The 19,429-nt window shown below is 70.7% G+C and carries 19 protein-coding genes; 9 read left to right on the top strand and 10 right to left on the bottom strand.

The window, feature by feature from the left end:
* Positions 1-102 precede the first annotated feature (102 nt).
* The 4 genes from ACFQU4_RS09880 to ACFQU4_RS09865 form a co-directional block, all read right to left on the bottom strand.
* Positions 103-507 (bottom strand): GtrA family protein, encoded by a 405-nt coding sequence (locus ACFQU4_RS09880; RefSeq protein ID WP_377490347.1) that lies wholly within the window; start codon positions 505-507, stop codon positions 103-105.
* Between the two features lie 62 nt (positions 508-569).
* A complete protein-coding gene (locus tag ACFQU4_RS09875) occupies positions 570-1,349 on the bottom strand; it encodes an enoyl-CoA hydratase/isomerase family protein (protein ID WP_377490344.1) in 780 nt (259 codons plus the stop codon).
* The gene (locus tag ACFQU4_RS09870) at positions 1,346-1,885 is read right to left on the bottom strand and encodes a PH domain-containing protein (protein WP_377490341.1); all 540 of its coding nucleotides are present in this window, start codon (positions 1,883-1,885) and stop codon (positions 1,346-1,348) included. Before ACFQU4_RS09870 ends, ACFQU4_RS09875 begins: the two co-directional genes overlap by 4 nt.
* A gap of 36 nt (positions 1,886-1,921) precedes the next feature.
* On the bottom strand, positions 1,922-2,728 hold the full coding sequence (locus tag ACFQU4_RS09865) for a biotin--[acetyl-CoA-carboxylase] ligase (protein WP_377490338.1): 807 nt from the start codon (positions 2,726-2,728) through the stop codon (positions 1,922-1,924).
* A 24-nt stretch (positions 2,729-2,752) separates the two neighbouring features.
* Between ACFQU4_RS09865 and ACFQU4_RS09860 the strand changes: the two genes are divergently transcribed.
* Both ACFQU4_RS09860 and ACFQU4_RS09855 read left to right on the top strand, forming a co-directional pair.
* Entirely contained in the window at positions 2,753-2,908 is a 156-nt protein-coding gene (locus tag ACFQU4_RS09860) for an acyl-CoA carboxylase epsilon subunit (RefSeq protein WP_377490335.1), read from the top strand.
* Positions 2,909-2,918: 10 nt separating this feature from the next.
* Positions 2,919-3,545 (top strand): Maf family protein, encoded by a 627-nt coding sequence (locus tag ACFQU4_RS09855; RefSeq protein WP_377490332.1) that lies wholly within the window; start codon positions 2,919-2,921, stop codon positions 3,543-3,545.
* 224 nt (positions 3,546-3,769) lie between these two features.
* On the opposite strand, the gene ACFQU4_RS09850 is transcribed toward ACFQU4_RS09855, so the two are convergent.
* From ACFQU4_RS09850 to ACFQU4_RS09840, 3 genes are all read right to left on the bottom strand, one after another.
* The gene (locus tag ACFQU4_RS09850; protein ID WP_377490328.1) at positions 3,770-5,518 is read right to left on the bottom strand and encodes an FG-GAP repeat domain-containing protein; all 1,749 of its coding nucleotides are present in this window, start codon (positions 5,516-5,518) and stop codon (positions 3,770-3,772) included.
* A gap of 2 nt (positions 5,519-5,520) precedes the next feature.
* Positions 5,521-7,860, bottom strand: coding sequence for a hypothetical protein (locus ACFQU4_RS09845; protein ID WP_377490325.1), 2,340 nt, complete (start codon positions 7,858-7,860; stop codon positions 5,521-5,523).
* 399 nt (positions 7,861-8,259) lie between these two features.
* Positions 8,260-8,706 (bottom strand): hypothetical protein, encoded by a 447-nt coding sequence (locus ACFQU4_RS09840; protein ID WP_377490322.1) that lies wholly within the window; start codon positions 8,704-8,706, stop codon positions 8,260-8,262.
* Positions 8,707-8,772: 66 nt separating this feature from the next.
* On the opposite strand from ACFQU4_RS09840, the gene ACFQU4_RS09835 reads away from it, so the two are divergent.
* Positions 8,773-9,606: an NAD(P)H-binding protein gene (locus ACFQU4_RS09835; protein ID WP_377490320.1), complete on the top strand. Its 834-nt coding sequence runs from the start codon at positions 8,773-8,775 to the stop codon at positions 9,604-9,606.
* 252 nt (positions 9,607-9,858) lie between these two features.
* Here the strand turns inward: ACFQU4_RS09835 and ACFQU4_RS09830 are convergent, their stop codons facing one another.
* Positions 9,859-11,280, bottom strand: coding sequence for an alkaline phosphatase D family protein (locus ACFQU4_RS09830; protein ID WP_377490317.1), 1,422 nt, complete (start codon positions 11,278-11,280; stop codon positions 9,859-9,861).
* Positions 11,281-11,598: 318 nt separating this feature from the next.
* Here ACFQU4_RS09830 and ACFQU4_RS09825 point away from each other — a divergent pair, with 318 nt between their 5' ends.
* From ACFQU4_RS09825 to ACFQU4_RS09810, 4 genes are read left to right on the top strand one after another with little or no spacing between them, the layout of a single operon-like run.
* Positions 11,599-12,516, top strand: coding sequence for a decaprenyl-phosphate phosphoribosyltransferase (locus ACFQU4_RS09825; protein ID WP_377490314.1), 918 nt, complete (start codon positions 11,599-11,601; stop codon positions 12,514-12,516).
* Positions 12,513-13,877 carry an FAD-binding protein gene (locus tag ACFQU4_RS09820; RefSeq protein WP_377490311.1) on the top strand — a complete coding sequence of 455 codons (1,365 nt, stop codon included), beginning with the start codon at positions 12,513-12,515 and terminating at the stop codon, positions 13,875-13,877. The genes ACFQU4_RS09825 and ACFQU4_RS09820 overlap by 4 nt, the downstream gene beginning before the upstream one ends.
* A 13-nt stretch (positions 13,878-13,890) precedes the next feature.
* A complete protein-coding gene (locus ACFQU4_RS09815; RefSeq protein ID WP_377490308.1) occupies positions 13,891-14,646 on the top strand; it encodes a decaprenylphospho-beta-D-erythro-pentofuranosid-2-ulose 2-reductase in 756 nt (251 codons plus the stop codon).
* 43 nt (positions 14,647-14,689) lie between these two features.
* Positions 14,690-16,000 (top strand): ADP-ribosylglycohydrolase family protein, encoded by a 1,311-nt coding sequence (locus tag ACFQU4_RS09810; protein WP_377490305.1) that lies wholly within the window; start codon positions 14,690-14,692, stop codon positions 15,998-16,000.
* An 8-nt stretch (positions 16,001-16,008) separates the two neighbouring features.
* Here the strand turns inward: ACFQU4_RS09810 and ACFQU4_RS09805 are convergent, their stop codons facing one another.
* Positions 16,009-16,191: a hypothetical protein gene (locus tag ACFQU4_RS09805; protein WP_377490302.1), complete on the bottom strand. Its 183-nt coding sequence runs from the start codon at positions 16,189-16,191 to the stop codon at positions 16,009-16,011.
* Positions 16,192-16,224: 33 nt separating this feature from the next.
* The gene (locus tag ACFQU4_RS09800; RefSeq protein ID WP_377490299.1) at positions 16,225-17,106 is read right to left on the bottom strand and encodes a helix-turn-helix transcriptional regulator; all 882 of its coding nucleotides are present in this window, start codon (positions 17,104-17,106) and stop codon (positions 16,225-16,227) included.
* Between the two features lie 67 nt (positions 17,107-17,173).
* Here ACFQU4_RS09800 and ACFQU4_RS09795 point away from each other — a divergent pair, with 67 nt between their 5' ends.
* Together ACFQU4_RS09795 and ACFQU4_RS09790 are read left to right on the top strand one after the other, a co-directional pair.
* Positions 17,174-17,956 carry a phytanoyl-CoA dioxygenase family protein gene (locus ACFQU4_RS09795; RefSeq protein WP_377490296.1) on the top strand — a complete coding sequence of 261 codons (783 nt, stop codon included), beginning with the start codon at positions 17,174-17,176 and terminating at the stop codon, positions 17,954-17,956.
* 95 nt (positions 17,957-18,051) lie between these two features.
* On the top strand, positions 18,052-19,359 hold the full coding sequence (locus ACFQU4_RS09790) for a Gfo/Idh/MocA family protein (RefSeq protein WP_377490293.1): 1,308 nt from the start codon (positions 18,052-18,054) through the stop codon (positions 19,357-19,359).
* Positions 19,360-19,429: the final 70 nt, after the last annotated feature.

The following is a 19,429-nucleotide window of genomic DNA, read 5'->3' as shown; positions in this document are numbered from 1 at the left end:
TGCTGCGCCCGGCCCGCTCCCCGATCCCGATCGCCGACTGGGCACCAGCGCAGCGACACGCCGCCGAAACGCCTGCTTTCGTGCCCGGTCGGCGTTGGGGGTTTAGCGGATGCGGAAGATCAGGAGGCGCTGGACCAGGAAGTTGACCGTGGTCGCGGCGCCCTGGCCGATCACGAACGCGATCACCTGGGCGCCGAGCTGCGGCAGTTCCGGCGGGCCGTAGCGCTGCACGGCCCAGAACACCAGCAGGGTCAGGCCGGTGTTGAGGAAGAACGTCACCAGGTAGAGCACGAAGACGGCGACCAAGCGGCGGGCCGAGTGGGTCGCCTTGAACGTCCAGCGCCGGTTGATCAGGTACGCGGTCGTGGTGCCGAGCACGAAGCCGACCGCCTTGGCCAGCGACACGTTCACGCCGAGCAGGGTGAGCAGGGTCCAGGAGCCGAAGTCGACCACCGCGGACAGGCCGCCGGTCGCCACGAACCGGAACAGCTGGGTGCCCAGCGGCATCGGCTCGGCCCCCTTTGGTTCAGGACCTTCCGCGGGTTCGGACATGTCGGCCGCCTCGGATGTCATCGGACCCACTCCGGCCGCCGCTTCTCGACGAAGGCGGCGACGCCCTCGCGCCGGTCGGCCGAGAACGCCGCGGTCCGCCAGGCCTGGTCCTCGATCTCGAGCGCCTCGGCCCAGGGCCGGTCGGCGCCGTCGCGAAGAGCCCGTTTCGCGGCGCGTACGGCGAGCGGTGAGTTCGCCGCGATCGACGCCGCCACCTCGAGGGCCGCCGCGCGCGCCTGGCCGGCCGGGACCACCCGGTCGGCCAGCCCGATCCGGGCCGCCTCGTCGGCGGGCACCCGCCGGCCGGTGAAGATCAACTCCGCGGCGCGGGCCGGGCCGACCCGGCGTGGCAGGGCCTGGGTGCCGCCGCCGCCCGGCACCAGTCCGACCGAGGTCTCCGGCAGCCCGAGGGTGGCGTCCGCTCCGGCGATGATCAGGTCGGCGGCCAGGGCCAGCTCGCAGCCGCCGCCGAGCGCGTACCCCTCGACGACGGCGATCACCGGCATCGGCAGCTCCCGTACGGCAGCGAAGGCCGCCCGCAGCACCGGCCGCTGCCCGGCGAGTTGATCATCGCTGAACCCGGCCCGCTCCTTGAGATCCGCGCCGACGCTGAACGCCTTGGCCGAAGCGCTGGTGATCACGACGACGTCGGTCGCGGTGTCCTCGGCCAGTCGGGCGCAGGCTTCGGTGATCGATTCGGCCATCGCGGTGGAGATCGCGTTCAGCGCCTCGGCCCGGTTCAAGATCAGCTCGGTGACGTGCTCGGCGGCCGGCCGGGTCGCCACCGGCTGCGTCACGTGTCCGAGTCCCGGTCCGGCGGTTCGGCCGGCAGGGTGCCCTGGTCGTGACCGCCGGTGCCGAAGAGCAGTTCGGTCATCACCACGTGCACCCGCTCGACGTCCGGCACGTCGTCGAGCACGATCGGCCCGGCGTCGGCGGCGGTCTGGATGTTCAGGGTGCCGCAGCCGAGCATCCGGTCCAGCAGGCTGCGCTCGTACGAGACGTCGTTGATCCGGATCAGCGGCAGGTCCTTGCCGATCTTGTTCAGGATGCCCCAGCGGGTGATCAGCCGCCGGTTGGTGACCGTGTAGGTCCGGGTCAGCCAGTTCAGGAACGGGATCACCGACCACCAGATGATCAGGATCAGCCCGATGGCGACGATGAAGTACTGGCCGACCGGCCGGAAGTCCATCGGGATCAGGGCAAGCCCCACTCCGATCAGCGCGCCGCACAGCACCAGGGCGAGCGCGGGCAGGATCAGTGCTTTTCCATGGGTCCGCATGTGCAGCACGACGTGTTCGTCGGCGCCCAGCAGCTTGGCCGGTAATCCCATGCGGCCCATCGTGACACACCTGGGCGAATGCCTGCATCAGCGCAGGTGCACGATGTCGCCTGCTCCGAAGGTACGGCGGCCGGACCCGGTCCGCACCACGAGCCGGCCGTCGGTGTCGATCGCCTCCGCCTCGCCGACCACATCCTCGGCCCCGGGCAGGATCACCCGGACCCGCCGGCCGACCGTTCCGCACCGGGCCAGGTAGGCCGCCGCGAGCGCGGTGTCGTCGGCCGAGTCCCGCCATTCGGCGTAGAGCAGCGCGAACGCGGTCAGCACCGTGATGATCATCGTCGTACGGCTGACCGGCGCGGCGTCCGGCTGCAACCGGAGCGAGGTGGCGGTCGGCACCGGCAGCTGGTCCTCGGTGAGGCCGAGATTGAGCCCGACCCCGATCACGCAGCCGGGGGTCTCGGCGCCGCCGGCGGGTTCGACCCGTTCGGCCAGGATGCCGGAGATCTTGCGGTCCCGGACCAGGACGTCGTTCGGCCATTTCAGGTCCGCCGGCACCTTCGCGGCCCGCCGCAGCGACTCGCTCACGGCGATCCCGGTCAGCAGCGGCAGCCAGGTCCAGCGGCCCGCCGGGACCTCGGGCCGGACCAGCAGCGAGAGGGCGATCGCCGTGCCGGGCGGCGCGGTCCAGCTGCGGCCCAGCCGACCCCGGGCGGCGGTCTGGTGCTCGGCGATCAGGACGGTGCCGGACGGTGCCCCGGCCCTCGCCTGCTCGGCCAGGTCGCTGTTCGTCGACCCGGTCTCGGCGATCACCTGCACGTCGCGCCAGAGCGAGCCGAGCCCGGTCAGCGCAGCGCGGAGTTCGACGGCGTCCAGCGGCTCCTCGTATGGCACGGGCGGAAAGCCTACGCTGGCGGGATGACCGAGCCGACCGTTGTCCGCGGCAACCCGACCGACGAGGAGGTCGCCGCCGTCGTGGCCGCCCTGCTCGCCGTCCGGCCCCGGCCGGCGGCAAGGCCGGAAGGCGGCTGGGCCGGCTATTGGCGCAGGGTGCGGCGGGACCGCTCGCGTTAGGGTGACCGGCGTGACTGGAACGGGCAAACCCTGGCGTCTGGTGCTCGGATCGGCCTCACCGGCCCGGCTGGCGACGCTGCGCTCCGCCGGCCTCGATCCCGAGGTGATCGTCTCCGGCGTCGACGAGGACCAGGTCCAGGCCGAGCGGGTGCCGGACCTGGTGGCCGAGCTGGCGCGACTCAAGGCAACGGCCGTGGCCGACCGGATCCGGGCCGAAGGGCGGTCCGGGCCGACCATCGTGCTCGGTGGCGATTCCCTGCTGGAACTGGACGGACAGCCGTACGGGAAGCCGGCCGATCATGCCGAGGCGGTCGACCGGTGGCACCGGATGCGCGGCCGCGAAGGCGTCCTGCACACCGGTCACCAGGTGATGATCATCGACGGCGACGAGGTACGGGAGCGCAACCGCACCGCAAGCACCCGGGTCCGGTTCGCCGACCTGTCCGACGCCGAGATCGAGGCGTACGTCGCGACCGGGGAGCCGCTCCAGGTCGCCGGCGCGTTCACGATCGACGGCCTCGGTGGACCGTTCGTCACCAGCATCGACGGTGATCACCACACCGTGGTCGGGATCAGCCTGCCGCTGCTGCGCGAACTGCTGGCCGAGCTGGGCATCGCCTGGCCCGAGCTCTGGTGATCAATCCCGGCCAGGAACGGCCGGACTTCCCCACACTTCTTGGCGCTTTACGCGAGTTACTTCTCGCGGGTAGCGCCAGTTTTTCACGTAACGTGAAAAACTTGGGGCCAGAGTGACGACTGGGACCGCCGCACGGGGTGGGGAAGGCGCCCATTCATCCAGTGGACCCAAAGGGCACGAAGGAGTCATCGTGCCCTGCCCTTTGCGTCCAGTTGGCGAGGCGATCAGAGCAGTAGGGCGGAGGCGAAGGTCCAGGCCGAGGCGACCACGCGGCCGGCCGGCCATGGGTCGGGACCGCCCGAGTGGGCGTAGTTGATCACATCGCCGGTGCGGGTGATCGTCACCAGGCTCGGGCGGCCGCTGTCGTCCACGGCGCCGACCGCGAGGGTGCCGACGTCGGTGAAGTCGCCGGTGATCTTGATCGGGGCGGTGCCGGCGGTCGGATACACCCAGAGCGTGCCGTCGCGTTCGAGGTCGATCAGGTCGGCCCGGCCGTCGCCGTCGACGTCGGCCAGCCGCAGCTCGCGAGCCGTGGTCCAGCCCGACCCGACCCAGCGCCGCTGCACCGTCCACGGGTTGCCCGGTCCGGCCAGGCCGCTGTGCGGATAGACCCAGAGCTCGCCGCCGCGGTCGCGGAGCAGCACGTCCGGGCGGCCGTCGCCGGTCAGATCGCCGAGCGCCAGCGCCGTGGCCAGGTTCCAGCCGGTGCCGGCGAAGGTCCGTGGCGCGGTCCACGGGTCGGCGTCGGTGGCGCCGGTGCCGGGATAGAGCCACAGGGTGCCGTTGGCCGCCCGGGGATCGCGCGCGACCAGGTCGGGGTTGCCGTCGCCGGTCACATCGCCGAGCAGGAGTTGATCTTCGTACGTCCAGCGGTTGCCGGCCGAGAACCGTTGCGCCCAAGGCGTTTCGCCGTCGTTCGGGTAGACCCAGAGATCGCCGCGGTGCACCCGGGCCAGCAGGTCCGGCCGGCCGTCGCCGGTCGCGTCCCCGGTGATCATGGTGTTGGCGAAGTCCCAGCCCGAGCCGGCCTCGATAGCCGTCCCGCCCCATACGTTGCCGGTCGTCGCGCCGGCGTGCGGATGGATCACCAGCCGGTCGCCGGTCTGCGCGATCAGGTCCGGCCGGCCGTCACCGGTGGCGTCGGCGAGCAGCAGCGGCTGGCCGACCGGCCAGCCCGTGCCAGCCGCCGCCCGGCTGGTGTACGGATTCTGGCTGGTCGCCCCGTTGTGCGGGTAGATCCACAGCGCGCCGGCACCGTCGCGGACCACGATGTCGGGGAAGTCGTCGCCGTTGACGTCGCCGAGCAGCATGGCATCGGCGAGGTTCCAGCCGGTGCCGGCCCAGACCGGTGTCGAGCCGTACGGGTTCTGCGCGCTGCCGTCGTGCCGGATGATCCAGAGCGTTCCGGAGGCGGCGCCGGGGTCCCGGCCGAGCAGGTCGGGCCGGCCGTCGCCGGTCACATCGCCCAGCAGCAAGGTGTTGTACCGGGACCAGCCGGTGCCGGCGGCGACCCGGTCCGGCCACGGGTTCGGCTGCGCGTCCGTACGGTAGGGGAAGATCGACAACGCCCCCGCCGCGTCCCGGGTGACCAGGTCCGGATGATCATCGCCGGTCACGTCGCCCAGCAGCAGCGGGTCGGCGAAGCCCCAGGCGCCGCCCAGCGTCTCCGCGGCCGGCCAGGGATTCCCGGCCGTCGCGCCGGAGTGGGCGTAGAGCCGCAGGGTGCCGCGATCCGCTCCCGGATCGCGGACCACGGCGTCGGCCAGGCCGTCACCGGTCACGTCGGACGGCCGGGCGGCGAGTGTCCCGGCCCGGCTCCGCTCGGTGCGGTCGGGGTGGTCTCGGGCCAAGATCAGTTTCGCGCGGCGTTGGCCGGCCGCGGCGGGCTCCGGCGTGACGGCGGCGAAGAGCGGTACGGCGAGCAGGACGGCGAGTGCGGTGATGATCATCCGGCGCCGGAGGGTGCTGATCATGATCAGAGCTCGATCGGCTGGCGCGCGGGATAGCTGGTGCCGTTCACCGAGATCCGGAGCAGGTCCGGGATCGGCGGCGGGTGCAGCAGGATCCGCTTCGGCTTGCGCTTCCAGGAGAAGTCGAGCTTGACGTCCAGCTGCCGGTTCTCGTCGTCGCGGCTGAGCTCGAGCCCGACCGTGCCGTACCGGGTCGGAGCCCGGAGCAGCTTCGTCGGCGTACCGTCGACCAGCCAGGCCAGCGGACAGAGCCGGAGCAGGTGCAGCTCGTCGGGGTGCAGCCCGTCGTCGACCAGCGCGGTGCGCGCCGCCCAGGTCACCAGCGGCTGCACGAACAGGGTGCCGTACATGGCGTTGCGGTGCTCGCCGGCGATGAACGTGTTCTCCGAGCAGGCGCCCAGCATGAGCCCGTACAGGCCTTCCAGGAACAGCGCCCGTTGCCCGTTCTGCCAGGTGTGGAAGAGATTCCAGCTGTAGCAGGGCTCGCCGCTACTCTGTTCGTGATCAAGGACCACGCGATCCAGTGCGGTGTGGTGCCAGGGGTCGAACAGCTTCGTGTTCGGACCGACCCGGTAGAACTCGACGTAGGACCGCATCAGCGGATCCGACGCCGGCAGCAGCCCGGCCCAGACCGCGGTCAGGGCGCCGGTGTCGAACGCCTCCAGGTACGGCCACGGGCTGGTCGGCCCGTGGAACTTGCTGGGCAGGATCGGGTGCTCTGCGCCGTCCGGGTCGGTCCAGGTCGGGGCGTCCTTCGCCGCGTTCCGGAGCGCCGTCACGAAGGTCTCCTTGAACCGCGACGCCACCGTGGCGAACTCCTCGGCGCGCGGATGCTTCACCCGGCGGAGCAGTTCGACCGAGCTGGCCAGGCCCTTGTAGTTCCAGACCTGGATCCAGATCGACTGCTGCTCGACGCCGGTGTCGTTGGACGCGGCGGCCGGCATCAGCCCCTTGACTCCGTCGTGGCCGGTGAATTCGACCGCGGCCTTGATGAACTCGCAACCCTTGATGATCGCCGGCAGCCAGCGCTGCGTGTACGCGTCGTCCCAGCTCAGCAGCGCGTGCCGGGCGGCGACCTCGAGGATCGCACCATGATCACCGAGCCAGTCGAACGACTGCAGGCTCAGCGGGGTGGCGAAGAAGCCGTCGGCCGGCAGCGTCGCGTAGGCCGTCCCGGGCGGCTTCCGCTTGCCCTGGACGTCGAGGTAGAGGTCGATGTGCCGCTCGACGATCTCGTGCCGGCCGAGCAGGTCGAGGAACATGTGGCCGATCATCGAGGTCGGCGTGCTCCAGAGCAGGTCATAGCCGTACGAGCCGGTGAGGAACGTGTACTTGCCGCTGTCCGGGCTCTTCTCCGCGATCACCTCGGCCAGCTGCACGCTGCGCCGGAAGTACTCGTTGACGTGGGGCTCCGGAGTGATCAACTCGGTCGCCTTGGCCGGCGGCGCCCAGAACGCCTCGCACTCGGCGAGCGCGGCATCGCGGCCGATCTCCCATTCGCGCAGGGCCTCCGCCTTGGCCTGCGGGACGGCGGGCAGCAGCACGTCGATCGAGGTGCCCTCCTTGACCGGCAGGCCGAGCTTGAGGTCGTACACCTGATCATGGTTCTCGACGGCGGTCAGGCTGATCGTCCCGCCGGCGGGAGTGCCGATGATCATCCGTACCTGATCTTCGTGGTCGTAGACCGGCACGGTCAGCGGCTTGCCGTCCGGGTTCCAGATCCGGTCGATCCGCAACGGCCCGTCCAGCGGCGCGGCGGCCGGCCGCGACTCGATGGTGAGGAACGCCTCCTGCTGCTCCGGCGGGCCGACCACGTGCCGGTAGAAGACCTTGCTCAGCCGCAGCACGAAGCTGAACTCGGCCGGCGCATCATGATCATCGACGTGGTCGATCGTGAACCTGGTCCAGGAGTAGATCGGCTCGTCGGCCGTGTCGACCTCGCCGCCGCCCTTGAGGTGGGCGAAGGTCTCCTGCCGCAGCACCAGCCCGGCCTGCCGGCGGTGCTCGGTCCACAGCACCGGGGTCTCGGTGTCGGTCCGCCAACCCTGCAGCCCGACCCCGAAGTCGCCCCGGTGCAGGTAGTACGGCGTCGTGCTCAGGGCCGGGAAGCCGGAGCCCTGCGGCATCACCGGCGTGACCTGGAAATCCTTGCCCACATAGGGTTTCAGGTACGGCTTCAAGGTCGGCGCGCTGCTCGGCGCGAGGGCGACGGCCGGGTGACTGAGGATCGCACCGTTGTAGAACACATCGAACCGGAACAGGTGCCCCTTCCAGCCGACCGGAGTCCAGACCTGCCGCTGCGGCGGCCACCAGTGCCGGGCCGATTCGGCGTCAGGCTCGGTCATCGCTGCTCCCTCCGGACGCCCCGGCGTCGCGTAGGCCGGTGTCGCGGTCGCCGGCGCGAATAAGCCGGACACCCCGAGAGCCGCCCCGCCACCGGCCGCCTGCAACATGCCGCGCCGCGAAATGGATCGACCGGACATGAGATCCTCCGCCCCCGAGGTTACTTACGAAATATCGAAGATGTTTTCGCAATCCTTGAGGCATTTAATCCGCGCGGCGATACCGCTGTCAAGAGTTGATCAAGAAACGGAGTTGATCACCGTGTCGTGTCGCCCAGGTAGGTCGACGTTTGGCGGCGTCCAGGTGCGTGCATCGCAAGGCCGACGAGGAAGGCGTATCGGTCATACGTCGACCGAGGAGAACGCCGCGAGGTGCGTGCCTGGGCGCCGCCAAACGTTGACCTACCTGGGCGGCACGGCACTGGGCCGGAGTACCAGCGCGGAGCCGCCCGGCGAGCCGGTGAAGTTGCCCGTCCAGCCGTATCCGCTGAAGGCGAGCGTCGTCCCGAGATCCGAGTCGACGGTGAAGCCCGCCGCCGGAAGAGTCCGCCGCAGATAGGTGGCGACCGCTTCGCCGGACGGGCTGTCGATCACCAGCGTCACCGCGGCGGGCTGGTCCGCCGACGTCACGAACGACACGTCCCGGGGCAGCGACACCCGATCACTCGGCCCGTTCTGGAAGCCGAGTTCGGCCAGGCTCACCCCGTCCGCGGGGATCGAGGCGCTCGTCGTCGGTGCCGGCGTGCTCGGCCCGCCGGAGGGCCGGGTCCCGTTCGGAGCAGCACTGCAGCCGGCCAGCATGATCATCACCGCGACGGCGAGGAGGCCACCGGCCCGAAGGAAACGCACGCGCCTAAGGTAGCGGTCCCGCCGAAGCCGCCGCGCCGAGCCGCGAACCGTGCCATCCTCGGCCTCGTGGACTCGAGGATTCTCGTCACCGGAGCGACCGGGAACGTCGGCGGTGCGCTCGCTCGTACGCTCGCAGAGCGCGGGGTGCCGACCCGCGCCGTGGTTCGCGACCCGGCCAAGCCGTTGCCGGCCGGGGTGGAGCCGGTGGCCGGCGACCTGACCGACGCGACCAGTCTGCGCGACGCCCTGGCCGGCGTCGCCGGCCTGTTCCTGATGCCTGGGTACGCCGACGAGATCGCGACCGAGGCCGCCCGCGCCGGGGTACGGCGGATCGTGCTGCTCTCCGGCGGCTCCGTGCTCAGTTCCGACCCCGGCAACGCCGTGACGGACTACATGGTCCGGTCCGAAGCCGCCGTCCGCGCCTCCGGCCTGGACTGGACCTTCCTGCGGCCGGTGAGCTTCATGACCAACACCTTCGAGTGGGTCCCGCAGCTGGTCGCGGGCGACGTGGTGCGGGCCCCGTTCGCCGACGTACCGATCGCGACCGTCGACCCGGCCGACATCGCCGCCGTCGCCGCCGAGGCGCTGCTCGGCGACGGACACGGCGGCCGCGCCTATCCCCTCACCGGCCCCGCCGCCCTGCTGCCGGCCGAACGGCTGTCCGTGCTGGCCGAGGTCCTCGGCCGCCCGCTCAGCTTCGAGGCGGAGCCGAACGACGAGGCCCGGGCCCGAATGCTCACCGCCATGCCGCAGCCGTACGTCGACGCGTTCTTCTCCTTCTTCGTCGACGGCACCATCGACGAGACCACGGTCCAGCCGACCGTCGCCGAGATCACCGGCCGCCCGCCGCGCAGCTTCCGCCAGTGGGCCGAGGCGAACGTCGCCGCCTTCGCTCCCTGATCCCGGGCCGGCTCGTCGGCAGGAGCTGTCGCGGATGTCCCCCGCTGTGGGCACTAGGGCCGCTATCCCGGCCGTTTCCCCCACAGCGAGGGATGTTCGCGACAGCCAGCCAGGTGGACTCGCGGCCGTCGGCAAGCGGGCTGCCGCCCGGCCACGGACTCCCGACCCGACCCTCCGCAACCGCGCCGACCGGTCACCTCGGCAGCGACACGCCGCCCAAACGCCTGCTTTTGTGCCCGGTCGGCGGAGGCTTTAGCGGGGTTCGGGCGTGAGGCTCTTCGTGAAGAGGGACTTGCCGTCGATGTCGCGGAGGTCGACGGTCAGTTCGCGGGTCTTGCCGTCGATGGACACCTCGCCGAAGAACTGGAAGCCCTCGGCCGGGGAGGTGTTCGGGGCGGGCGGCGCGGCGACGAACTCGGCCTTCGGGCCGAAGGTCGGGTCGAGCACGTTCGGGCCGAAGGCGCCGGCGTTGAGCGGGCCGGAGACGAACTCCCAGAACGGGTCGAAGTCGGTGAACGCGGCCCGGTCGGGCGAGTAGTGGTGGGCCGCCGTGTAGTGCACGTCGGCGGTCAGCCAGACATGGTTGCGGATGCCCTCGCGCTTGAGGAACGACAGCACCGGAGCAAGATCAAGTTCGCGGCCGCGCGGCGCGCCCGGGTCGCCCTGCCCGACACCCTCCTGAGCAGCATCGCCGTCGGGCACGATCAGGCCCACCGGAAGATCGTTCGCGATGATCTTCCAGGTCGCCTTCGACTTCTTCAGCTCGCGGAGCAGCCAGCGGGTCTGCCGCTCCCCCAGCAGGCCGCCGTCAGGCACCGTCTCCGTACCGTCGGAGTTCGGGTCCTTGTGGGTCCTCATGTCGAGGACGAACACGTCGAGCAGCGGGCCGTAGTTGATCACCCGGTAGAGACGGCCCTCAGGATCGGGCGAGATCTTCGCGACCGGTACGTATTCGTGGAAGGCCTGCCGCGCCCGCCGGGCCAACGTGTCGACGTCGCTCACGGTGTAGCGGTCGTCGTCCAGGATCTCGCCCGGGTACCAGTTGTTGGTCACCTCGTGGTCGTCCCACTGGGTCACCTGCGGCGTCTCGGCCAGGAAGGCGCGCCAGTTGTCGGCGAGCAGGTTGTACTTGTACTGGCCGCGGTATTCGTCCAGGGTCTCGGCGACCTTGGCCTTCTCCTCGATCACCAGGTTCTTCCAGGTCGAGCCGTCCGGCAGCACGACGGACTCGGTGACCGGCCCGTCGGCGTACACGTTGTCACCGCTGCAGAGGAAGAAGTCGGCGTTACGGGCCCGCATAGCGTCGGCGATCCGGAACCCGCCGAAGTCCGGGTTGACGCCCCAACCCTGCCCGGCGATGTCGCCGGACCAGAGGAAGCTCAGGTCGACCGCCCTCTCCGAGGCGGTACGGAAGCGTCCCGCGACCGGCTCACTGGACCGCCGCGGATCGTGCAGGTCCACCGCCCGGATCCGGAAGTGGTACTCGGTCCCGGGCGCCAGCCGGGCCAGGTCGAGCTCGCCCGTGAGGTCGGTCCGCGGCGTCACCACCGGACCGGGCACCGTCACCGCCTTCCGGAAGGACGGGTCCAGCGACAGCTCCGCGATCAGCCGGGACGGCCGGTCGGCGCGGGACCAGAGCACCGCCTTCCGGGTCCGTACGTCACCGGACTGCACGCCATGAGTCAGTACCGGCCTCCCCCGCCGAGCCTGGGCCGGAGCCGCAGGCTGCGCGTTCGCCAGGGCGGGCGCGGACCCCAGCCCGATCGCCGTAGCCGTACCTCCGCCGAGCAAGAGCCGGCGCGAAACCATTCCTGAGTTCTCCCGAGCGTTCACGAGGCTCAGGCTCGCCCCGCCTCGTGAACGCAACGTGTCGCAGATCTGACATCTGTTCGCCAAATCGGCCCGAGCAAGCGGTCTCCCGGGAAGCTGTCGTCACATCTGCGACCTCGCCCGAATCGCTCAGCCCGACCCGGGCGGATAACCTCTCAGGCGATGCCCGAGCAACCAGAGATCTCCGAGCCGGGGGCCGTCGCGGTCCGCCGGCCGCGGCTCCCCGCACCGATTCGCGCGATGCGGCCGCGCCAGTGGATCAAGAACGTGCTGGTGCTGTCCGTGCCGCTCGCCGCCGGCCGCCTGTTCGAGCCGGGCGTGATCCTCAGCGCGGCGCTGGCGTTCGTCGCGTTCTGCCTGATCAGCGCCTCGATCTATCTGATCAACGACGTCCGCGACGTCGAGGAGGACCGGCTCCACCCGAAGAAGCGGTTCCGTCCGATCGCGGCCGGCGAGCTGGGCACCAGGCCCGCGCTGATTCTCGCCGTGGTCTGTGGCGTGATCGGCCTCGGGATCGGGTTCGTCACCGCGATCCCGCTCGGCATCACCCTGGCCGCCTACGCGATCATCCAGATCGTCTACTCGACCTGGCTGAAGCACTGGCCGGTGATCGACCTCGCCGTCGTGTCCAGTGGGTTCCTGCTCCGTGCGGTCGCCGGCGGCGTGGCGACCGGGATCCTGCTGAGCCAGTGGTTCCTGCTGGTCGCGTCGTTCGGGTCGCTGTTCATGGTCGCCGGCAAGCGCTACTCCGAGCTAAAGTCGCTCGGGGTCGAGGCCGGCACCCGCCGCTCGCTGGAGCGCTATTCGGAGTCGTACCTGCGGTTCGTCTGGATGCTCGCCGCGGGCACCGTCCTGGTCGCGTACAGCCTGTGGGCGTTCGAGAACCGCGGCGATGCGTGGCTCGGCGTACCCTGGACCGCACTGTCGATCGCACCGTTCACCCTGGCGCTGCTGCAGTACGCGCTGGAGATCGATGCGGGCACGGCGGGCGAACCGGAGGACATCGTGCTCTCCGACCGGATCCTGCAAGTCCTGGGAGTGTTGTGGTTGATCTTGATCGCGATCGCGGTGTTCCTGTGAGCGCACTCGAAGAACTGCACGGCTGGGGACGTACGGGGTCGTCCGCGGCGCACGTGGCCAGGCCGACGACGTCGGACGACATCGCTTCCTGGGTACGGAAAGCCGACGGCGACCGCGGCTTGATCGCCAGAGGACTCGGCCGGTCCTACGGCGACGCCGCCCAGAACGCCGGCGGCACCGCGCTCGACCTCACCGCCATGCACCGGATCCTCACGATCGACGCCGAGAGCGAGCCGCCGACCGTGATCACCGAGGCCGGGGTCAGCCTGGACTCGCTGATGCGGGCCCTGCTCCCCTGCGGCCTCTGGGTCCCGGTGCTGCCGGGCACCCGCCAGGTCACCATCGGCGGCGCGATCGCGGCCGACGTGCACGGCAAGAACCACCACACCCAGGGCAGCTTCGGTGATCATGTCGAGTGGCTGGATCTGATCACCGCCGACGGCGTCGAGCACCGGCTCAGCGCGGACGGCGTCGACCCCGACCTGTTCTGGGCGACGATCGGCGGAATGGGCCTGACCGGCGTGGTGACCCGGGCCAAGATCAGGTTGCAGCGGGTCGAGTCCGCGTACTTCACCGTCGACACCGACCGCACCCGGGACCTGGACGACCTGCTGGTCCAGATGAGCACCGGCGACGACAACTACACCTACTCGGTGGCCTGGTTCGACGCGGTGACCCGCGGCCGCGGTCTCGGCCGGGCGGTGCTGACCCGGGGCGAGAAGGCGAAGCTGGAGGACCTGCCGGCGAAGCTGCGCCGGGACCCGATGAAGTTCGCCGCGCCGAACTTCGGCACCTTCCCGGACCTGTTCCCGAGCGGGCTGGTCAATCGCGCGACTGGCAAGGCGTTCAGCCTGGCCTGGTACTTCAAGGCGCCGAAGCACCGGGTCGGCGAGATCCAGAACATCACCCAGTTCTTCCATCCGCTGGACATGTTCCTGGAGTGGAACCGGGTCTACGGCCCGCCCGGCTTCCTGCAGTACCAGTTCGCGGTCCCGTTCTCCGCGGCCGAGACGTTCGCCGAGTGCGTCCGGGAGATCGCCAACTCGGGCCAGATCTCCTGCATCAACGTGCTCAAGCGGTTCGGCGAGGGCAACGCGTCGCCGCTGTCGTTCCCGACGCCGGGCTGGACGCTCGCGGTCGACTTCCCGATCACGGACGGGCTGGACCGGCTGTGCCGGCGGCTGGACGAGCTGGTGCTCGGCGTCGGCGGCCGGGTCTACCTGGCCAAGGACTCCCGGATCGACGCGGACGCGCTGCGGCTGATGTATCCGCGCCTTGACGACTTCCTGGCGGTCCGGCGCCGGGTCGACCCCGACGGCATCTTCGTCTCCGACCTGGCCCGCCGTCTCAACCTCGTGTGAGTGAGAGGAATTCATGATCGACTCCCTCGGTGTCCCGCAGTCCCTGCTGCTGCTCGGCGGCACCTCCGACATCGCGCTGGCGATCGCCCGGCGGTACGCGAGCGCGCGGCCGCTCCGGGTCGTGCTGGCCGCCCGGCCCGGCGACCGGCGCGCGGACGCGGCGAAGGAGTTGACCGGCCTGGGCTGCGAGGTGACCGAAGTCGATCTTGAGGCGCGCGACCCGGCGACCCATGCCGCGACCATCGACGCGGCGTTCGCCGGCGGCGATCTTGATCTTGTCGTGGTCGCGTTCGGCCTGCTCGGCGAGCCGGAGCGGGCCTGGACCGACGCCGATCATGCCCTCGAGCTGGCGGAGATCAACTATGCGGCGCCGGTGCACCTCGGCGTGCTGCTGGCGAACCGGATGCGCAGCCAGGGCCACGGCCGGATCGTCGCCCTGTCCAGCGTCGCCGGCGAGCGGGTCCGCCGGTCCAACTTCGTCTACGGCTCCACCAAGGCCGGCCTGGACGGGTTCTACCTCGGCCTCGGCGAAGCCCTCGACGGATCCGGGGTCCGGGTGCTGGTCGTGCGGCCGGGCTTCGTGAAGTCCAAGATGACCGAGGGCCTGAGCCCGACGCCGCTGTCCTCGACGCCGGACGAGGTCGCCGCGGCGGTCGCCGACGGGGTCCGCCAGGGCAAGGACCTGATCTGGGTGCCGGGCCCCTGGCGGTTCATCATGTCGGCACTGCGTCACGTCCCCCGGCCGCTGTTCCGTAAACTGCCGATCTAGGCGTGCCGTCCGGAGACGTACGGCATCGATCGGGGGAGGTCGGATGCACGATCCGCTGAGCGCGGTGGACCTGGTTCACGACGAGCTGGACCAGGCCCGGGAGACCGGTCATCTCATCGATGATCTTGACGAGCGGTTCAAGATCATCGAACCGGAGGACACGGAGGCGCTGGAACGGCTCTACTTCGAGGTGTTCACGGCGAAACGCCGGCTGGACTGGCCTTATTGGGAACCGGAGCTGCTGCCCGGCATCCTGCGCGCCCTGCCCGACGACCCGGCCAGCGCACCGCCGACCGGCGCGGTGCTGGCCGACAAGATCAACGGCGGCTGGCTGGGCCGGATCGCCGGCTGCAACCTCGGCAAGCCGATCGAGAACGGTGATCACTGGACCACCGTCCGGATCCGGGCCTACCTGGAGCGGGCGAAGGCCTGGCCGCTGCGCGACTACGTGCCGGTGCTGGATCCGATGCCGGAGGAGTTCCGGCTGCTGCCGAACTGGACCGAGACCACCCTCGGCCGGGTGAACGGCTCGGCCCGGGACGACGACATCGACTACCCGATCCTCGGCCTGCATCTGCTGGAGCGGCACGGCACCGGGCTGACCCCGGCGCTGGTCGCGGACGGCTGGCTGCATCTGCTGCCGTACGCGCAGACCTACACGGCCGAGCGCGCCGCGTACCGGAACCTGTTGTCCCGGGTGCCGATCGACCGGGTGCCGCTGACCCGGAACCCGTACCGGGAATGGATCGGTGCCCTGATCCGCGGCGACATCTTCGGCTGGACCCACCCGGGCGATCCGCGGGCCGCCCTCACGCTGGCGTACCAGGACGCATCGCTGTCGCACGTCGCCAACGGCGTGTACGGCGAGCTCTGGTCGGCCGCCCTGGTCGCCTCCGCGTTCACCGCCGGCACCGTACGCGAGGCGTTCGACCGGTCACTGAAGTCGGTGCCGCCGCAGTCCCGGCTCTACGAGACCCTCACCGCGGTCCAGGACCTGCGCGACGACGGCGCCACCTGGGACGAGGCGATCGCCCAGATCCAGCAGCGCTGGGGCCACTACAGCTGGGTGCACACGATCAACAACGCGGCGATCATCGCGGCCGGCCTGCTCTGGGGCGAGGAGGACTTCGCCGCGACCGTCGGGCTGACCGTGCAGGGCGGCTGGGACACCGACTCCAACGGTGCGACGGCCGGCTCCGTCGCCGGCGTCGTCCTCGGCGCCAAGGCGCTGCCGAGCCACTTCGTCGACCCGCTGCAGGACAAGACCAGGTCGGCCCTGTTCGGCTTCGACAACTCGGTGATCTCCGAACTGGCTGCCCGTACCGTGAAGTTGGTCGACGAACTGCGCGGCTGAGCCCGGCGTCAGGCGGCCTTGGCCAGCTTCTTCTTGGTCACCTTCTTGCCGTCCAGCCGGACCAGCTCCCGGTGCTTGACGGTGTAGCCGTCGGGGAGGGTGCCGTCCTTGAGCATGCGCAGGGGGCAGCGGCCACAGCGGTCCTTGGACACGCAGCACTTGATCTTCGGCGGCTTCCGGGACTTCCCCACGGACGAGACGGTACCACCTGGATAAGGAGAGGCTTACCTCGTCCACATCTCGCGACGGTAGTCCGACGGCGACCGGCCCTCGTAGCGCCGGAACACCTCGGCGAAGTGCTGGCTGGAGGAGAAGCCCAGCCGGTGCCCGATCTCGGTGATCGTGGGTTCCGGGCCGGCCAGCAGGTCCTTGGCCCGGGCGATCTTGACCCGCCGGATGTAGTCCTTCGGGCTGGTCCCGGCCGCCGCGACGAACGCGTCGTAGAACTGGGTCGGCGACATGCCGGACGCCTCGATCAGGTCGGGTACGGTGATCGGCTCGTCCAGGTGTTCGGCCACCCGGGCCAGCGCCCGGCGCACTCCCCGCGGGACCTCGCGGACCGGCTCGGTCATTCCCGCATCGCGGGCCAGCAGCACCTCGAACACGGCCGTCGCGCAGAGTGAGCGGCGGGCGGCGACCACGGGCCAGCGAAGATCATCCGGCTCGGCCAGGGCCCGGCCGAGTTGATCAACGACCGATCCCGGTGCGGCCCAGGTCGGGCCGGTGCTCCCGGCCAGCTCCCGTACCGCAAGATCAACAGCGGCCGCCGCGGCCGTCGGGCGGACCCGGGCGACCAGCCAGAACAGTTCGCCCCGCGGCTGGGCGGTCCCGTCGGTGCCGTAGACGGTGCCCGGCGGAATGATGATCACCTGACCGGGCACGACGTCGACCACGTCGCCGTCCAGGTTGAACTCGACGTCGCTGCGGATCGGGAACGCCAGCACCAGCAGGCTGGCGTGGCGCTGGGCCGGCACCGGCTCGCGGGCGGCGAGGTAGCGATAGCGGCCGAGGCTGACCAGCGGGCCGTCGCCCTGAAGATCGACGATCGTCCGTTCGGCCGTACAACGAAGATCGGGAGTGTCCCGGTCGACGACTTCGGTGGCCACTGCAGGAAACCTCCGGTGGAAGAAGGCGGACGCCTCGTGGGGTCCTCGAATCGTACGATCCCGATCCATGGACCAGGCAACCGACGGGCTCACGGAACGCTTCCGGCAGGACGGCTATGTCGTGATCGACAACCTGCTGAGCAGCGCCGAGGTAGGGCTCTACCGCTCGATCTACGACCGTTTCCTCTCCGGCGAGATCGAGGCCGGCGACAAGCGGACCGATCTCGGCGCGGGCAGCGACCGGCAGTCCACCGGCGAGAACATCACCCAGATCATGTGGCCCTCCGCGCTCTACCCGGAGCTCACCGAGCTGCCGCTGCACGACCGCGCGCTCCGGCTCGCCCGGCAGTTGATCGGCGACGACGCCGAGCTCGACTTCGACATGCTGATCGACAAGGCGCCCGGCTCGGCGACGCCGACCCCGTGGCACCAGGACGCCGGCTACTGGATCGACCTGCCGGACGACCGGGCCGCCTCGATCTGGGTGTCGCTGGACACGGCGACGCTGGACAGCGGCTGCATGTGGTACGTCGCCGGATCGCATCTCGGCCCGGTCCGGCGGCACTGGCCGGCCGGGAAGGGCGGCGGCGCGATCGAGTGCGAGGGGTCCGAGGACGAGCCGGGTGCCGTCGCGGTCCCGCTGGTGCCGGGCGCGGCGGCCGCCCACGCCGGCCGCACCCTGCACTACTCCCGCGGCAACTCGACCACCGACCGGCACCGCCGGGCCTACATCCTCAACTACCGACCCGCCGCCATGATCGCCCTGGAGCGCGAGCAGGGCATGGATCACGGCCAGACCAGCAACGTCCGGCTGGTCCGCAATTCGGGAGCCACCGACGAGGGAGAATGATCATGAACCGGCGGGGGTCCCTGACCTCCGCAGGTAGCCAGAACTGTCGCAGCGCCGAACCCGACCCAACCTCCGACCCCCGAGGCGGCTTGATCATGACCAGTCCCGACCCCCTCCGCGCCGTCGTCGTCGGCGCCGGCCATCGCGGTGTGCTTTACGCGACGTACGCCCACGCCGAGCCCAACGAGTTGATCATCACCGCGGTGGTCGAGCCCGACCCGGTCCGCAGGGATCGACTCGGCGACGAGCACGGGCTGCCCGCCGACCGCCGACTGGCCTCCCTCGATGATCTTCCTCCGGCCGGCGTGATCGCCGACGTCGCGATCGACGCGACGATGGACGCCGATCACGTGCCGACCGCGGAACGGTTGCTGCAGGCCGGCTACGCCGTGCTGCTGGAGAAGCCGATCGCCGGCAACGCCGACGAGGTGCTGTCCCTGGCCGAGACCAGCCGCCGGACCGGGCGGCTGCTGATGATCTGTCACGTGCTGCGCTACTCGCCGTTCTACGTCGCCGCCAAGGAACGGGTGCTGGCCGGCGACCTCGGCGAGATCATGAGTATCCAGATGGCCGAGTACGTCAGCTTCGATCACATGGCGGCCGCCTACGTCCGCGGCCGCTGGTCGAACTCGGCCCGGTCCGGCTCGGGCATCCTGCTCTCGAAGTGCTGCCACGACATCGACCTGATGGCGTGGCTCTGCGACGACCGGCCGGCCCGGGTCGCCAGCGCCGGGTCGCGCCGGCTGTTCACCGCCGAACGCGCTCCGGCCGGCGCCGGCACCCGCTGCGTCGACGACTGCGCGATCGAGTCCCGGTGCGCCTACTCGGCCCGCCGGCAGTACCTGGAGCTCGGCCTCTGGGGAACGTACGCCTGGGAGGGGATCGAGGAACTCGGCCCGGACCCGACACCGGAACAGAAGCTGGCCTCGCTGGCCGCCGACAACCCGTACGGCCGCTGCGTCTGGCGCAGCGACAACGACGTGCTGGACCGGCAGACCGTGTCGGTGGAGTTCGCCGACGGCATCGTCGGCTCGTTCCTGCTGTCCGGCAACGCCGCCGTCGGCAACCGGACGCTCGAGATCGTCGGCACCCGCGGCGAACTCTCCGGCTCGCTGGACACCGGGAAGATCAGGATCCGCCGGATCGCCGACGCCGGTGATCAGCTGTACCAGGAGGAGTTGATCACCACCGACGTCGCCGGCCTGGCGCACGGCGGCGGCGACCTGAAGCTGGTCGCCGACTTCGTCCGGGCGGTCCGCGGCGAGCCGGTCAGCGTGTCCAGCACCAAGATCGAGAACTCGATCGACGGTCACTTGATCGTCTTCGCCGCGGACCGGGCGCTGGCCGAGCGACGCTGGGTGGAACTGTCCGAGTTCACGCCGGAGACGCAGCCCGTGGGGTGACGGCTGAGCGCCGCCGATCGCGCAGCCGTTCCCAGGGCGAAGCACTCGACAGACTCCGGACTCAAGGGGT

Source organism: Microlunatus sp. GCM10028923 (genome assembly GCF_042666975.1).
Classification (GTDB): domain Bacteria; phylum Actinomycetota; class Actinomycetes; order Propionibacteriales; family Propionibacteriaceae; genus Microlunatus.
Note: the sequence above shows the minus strand (reverse complement) of the source record. Positions and strands in the feature narration are given on the sequence as shown.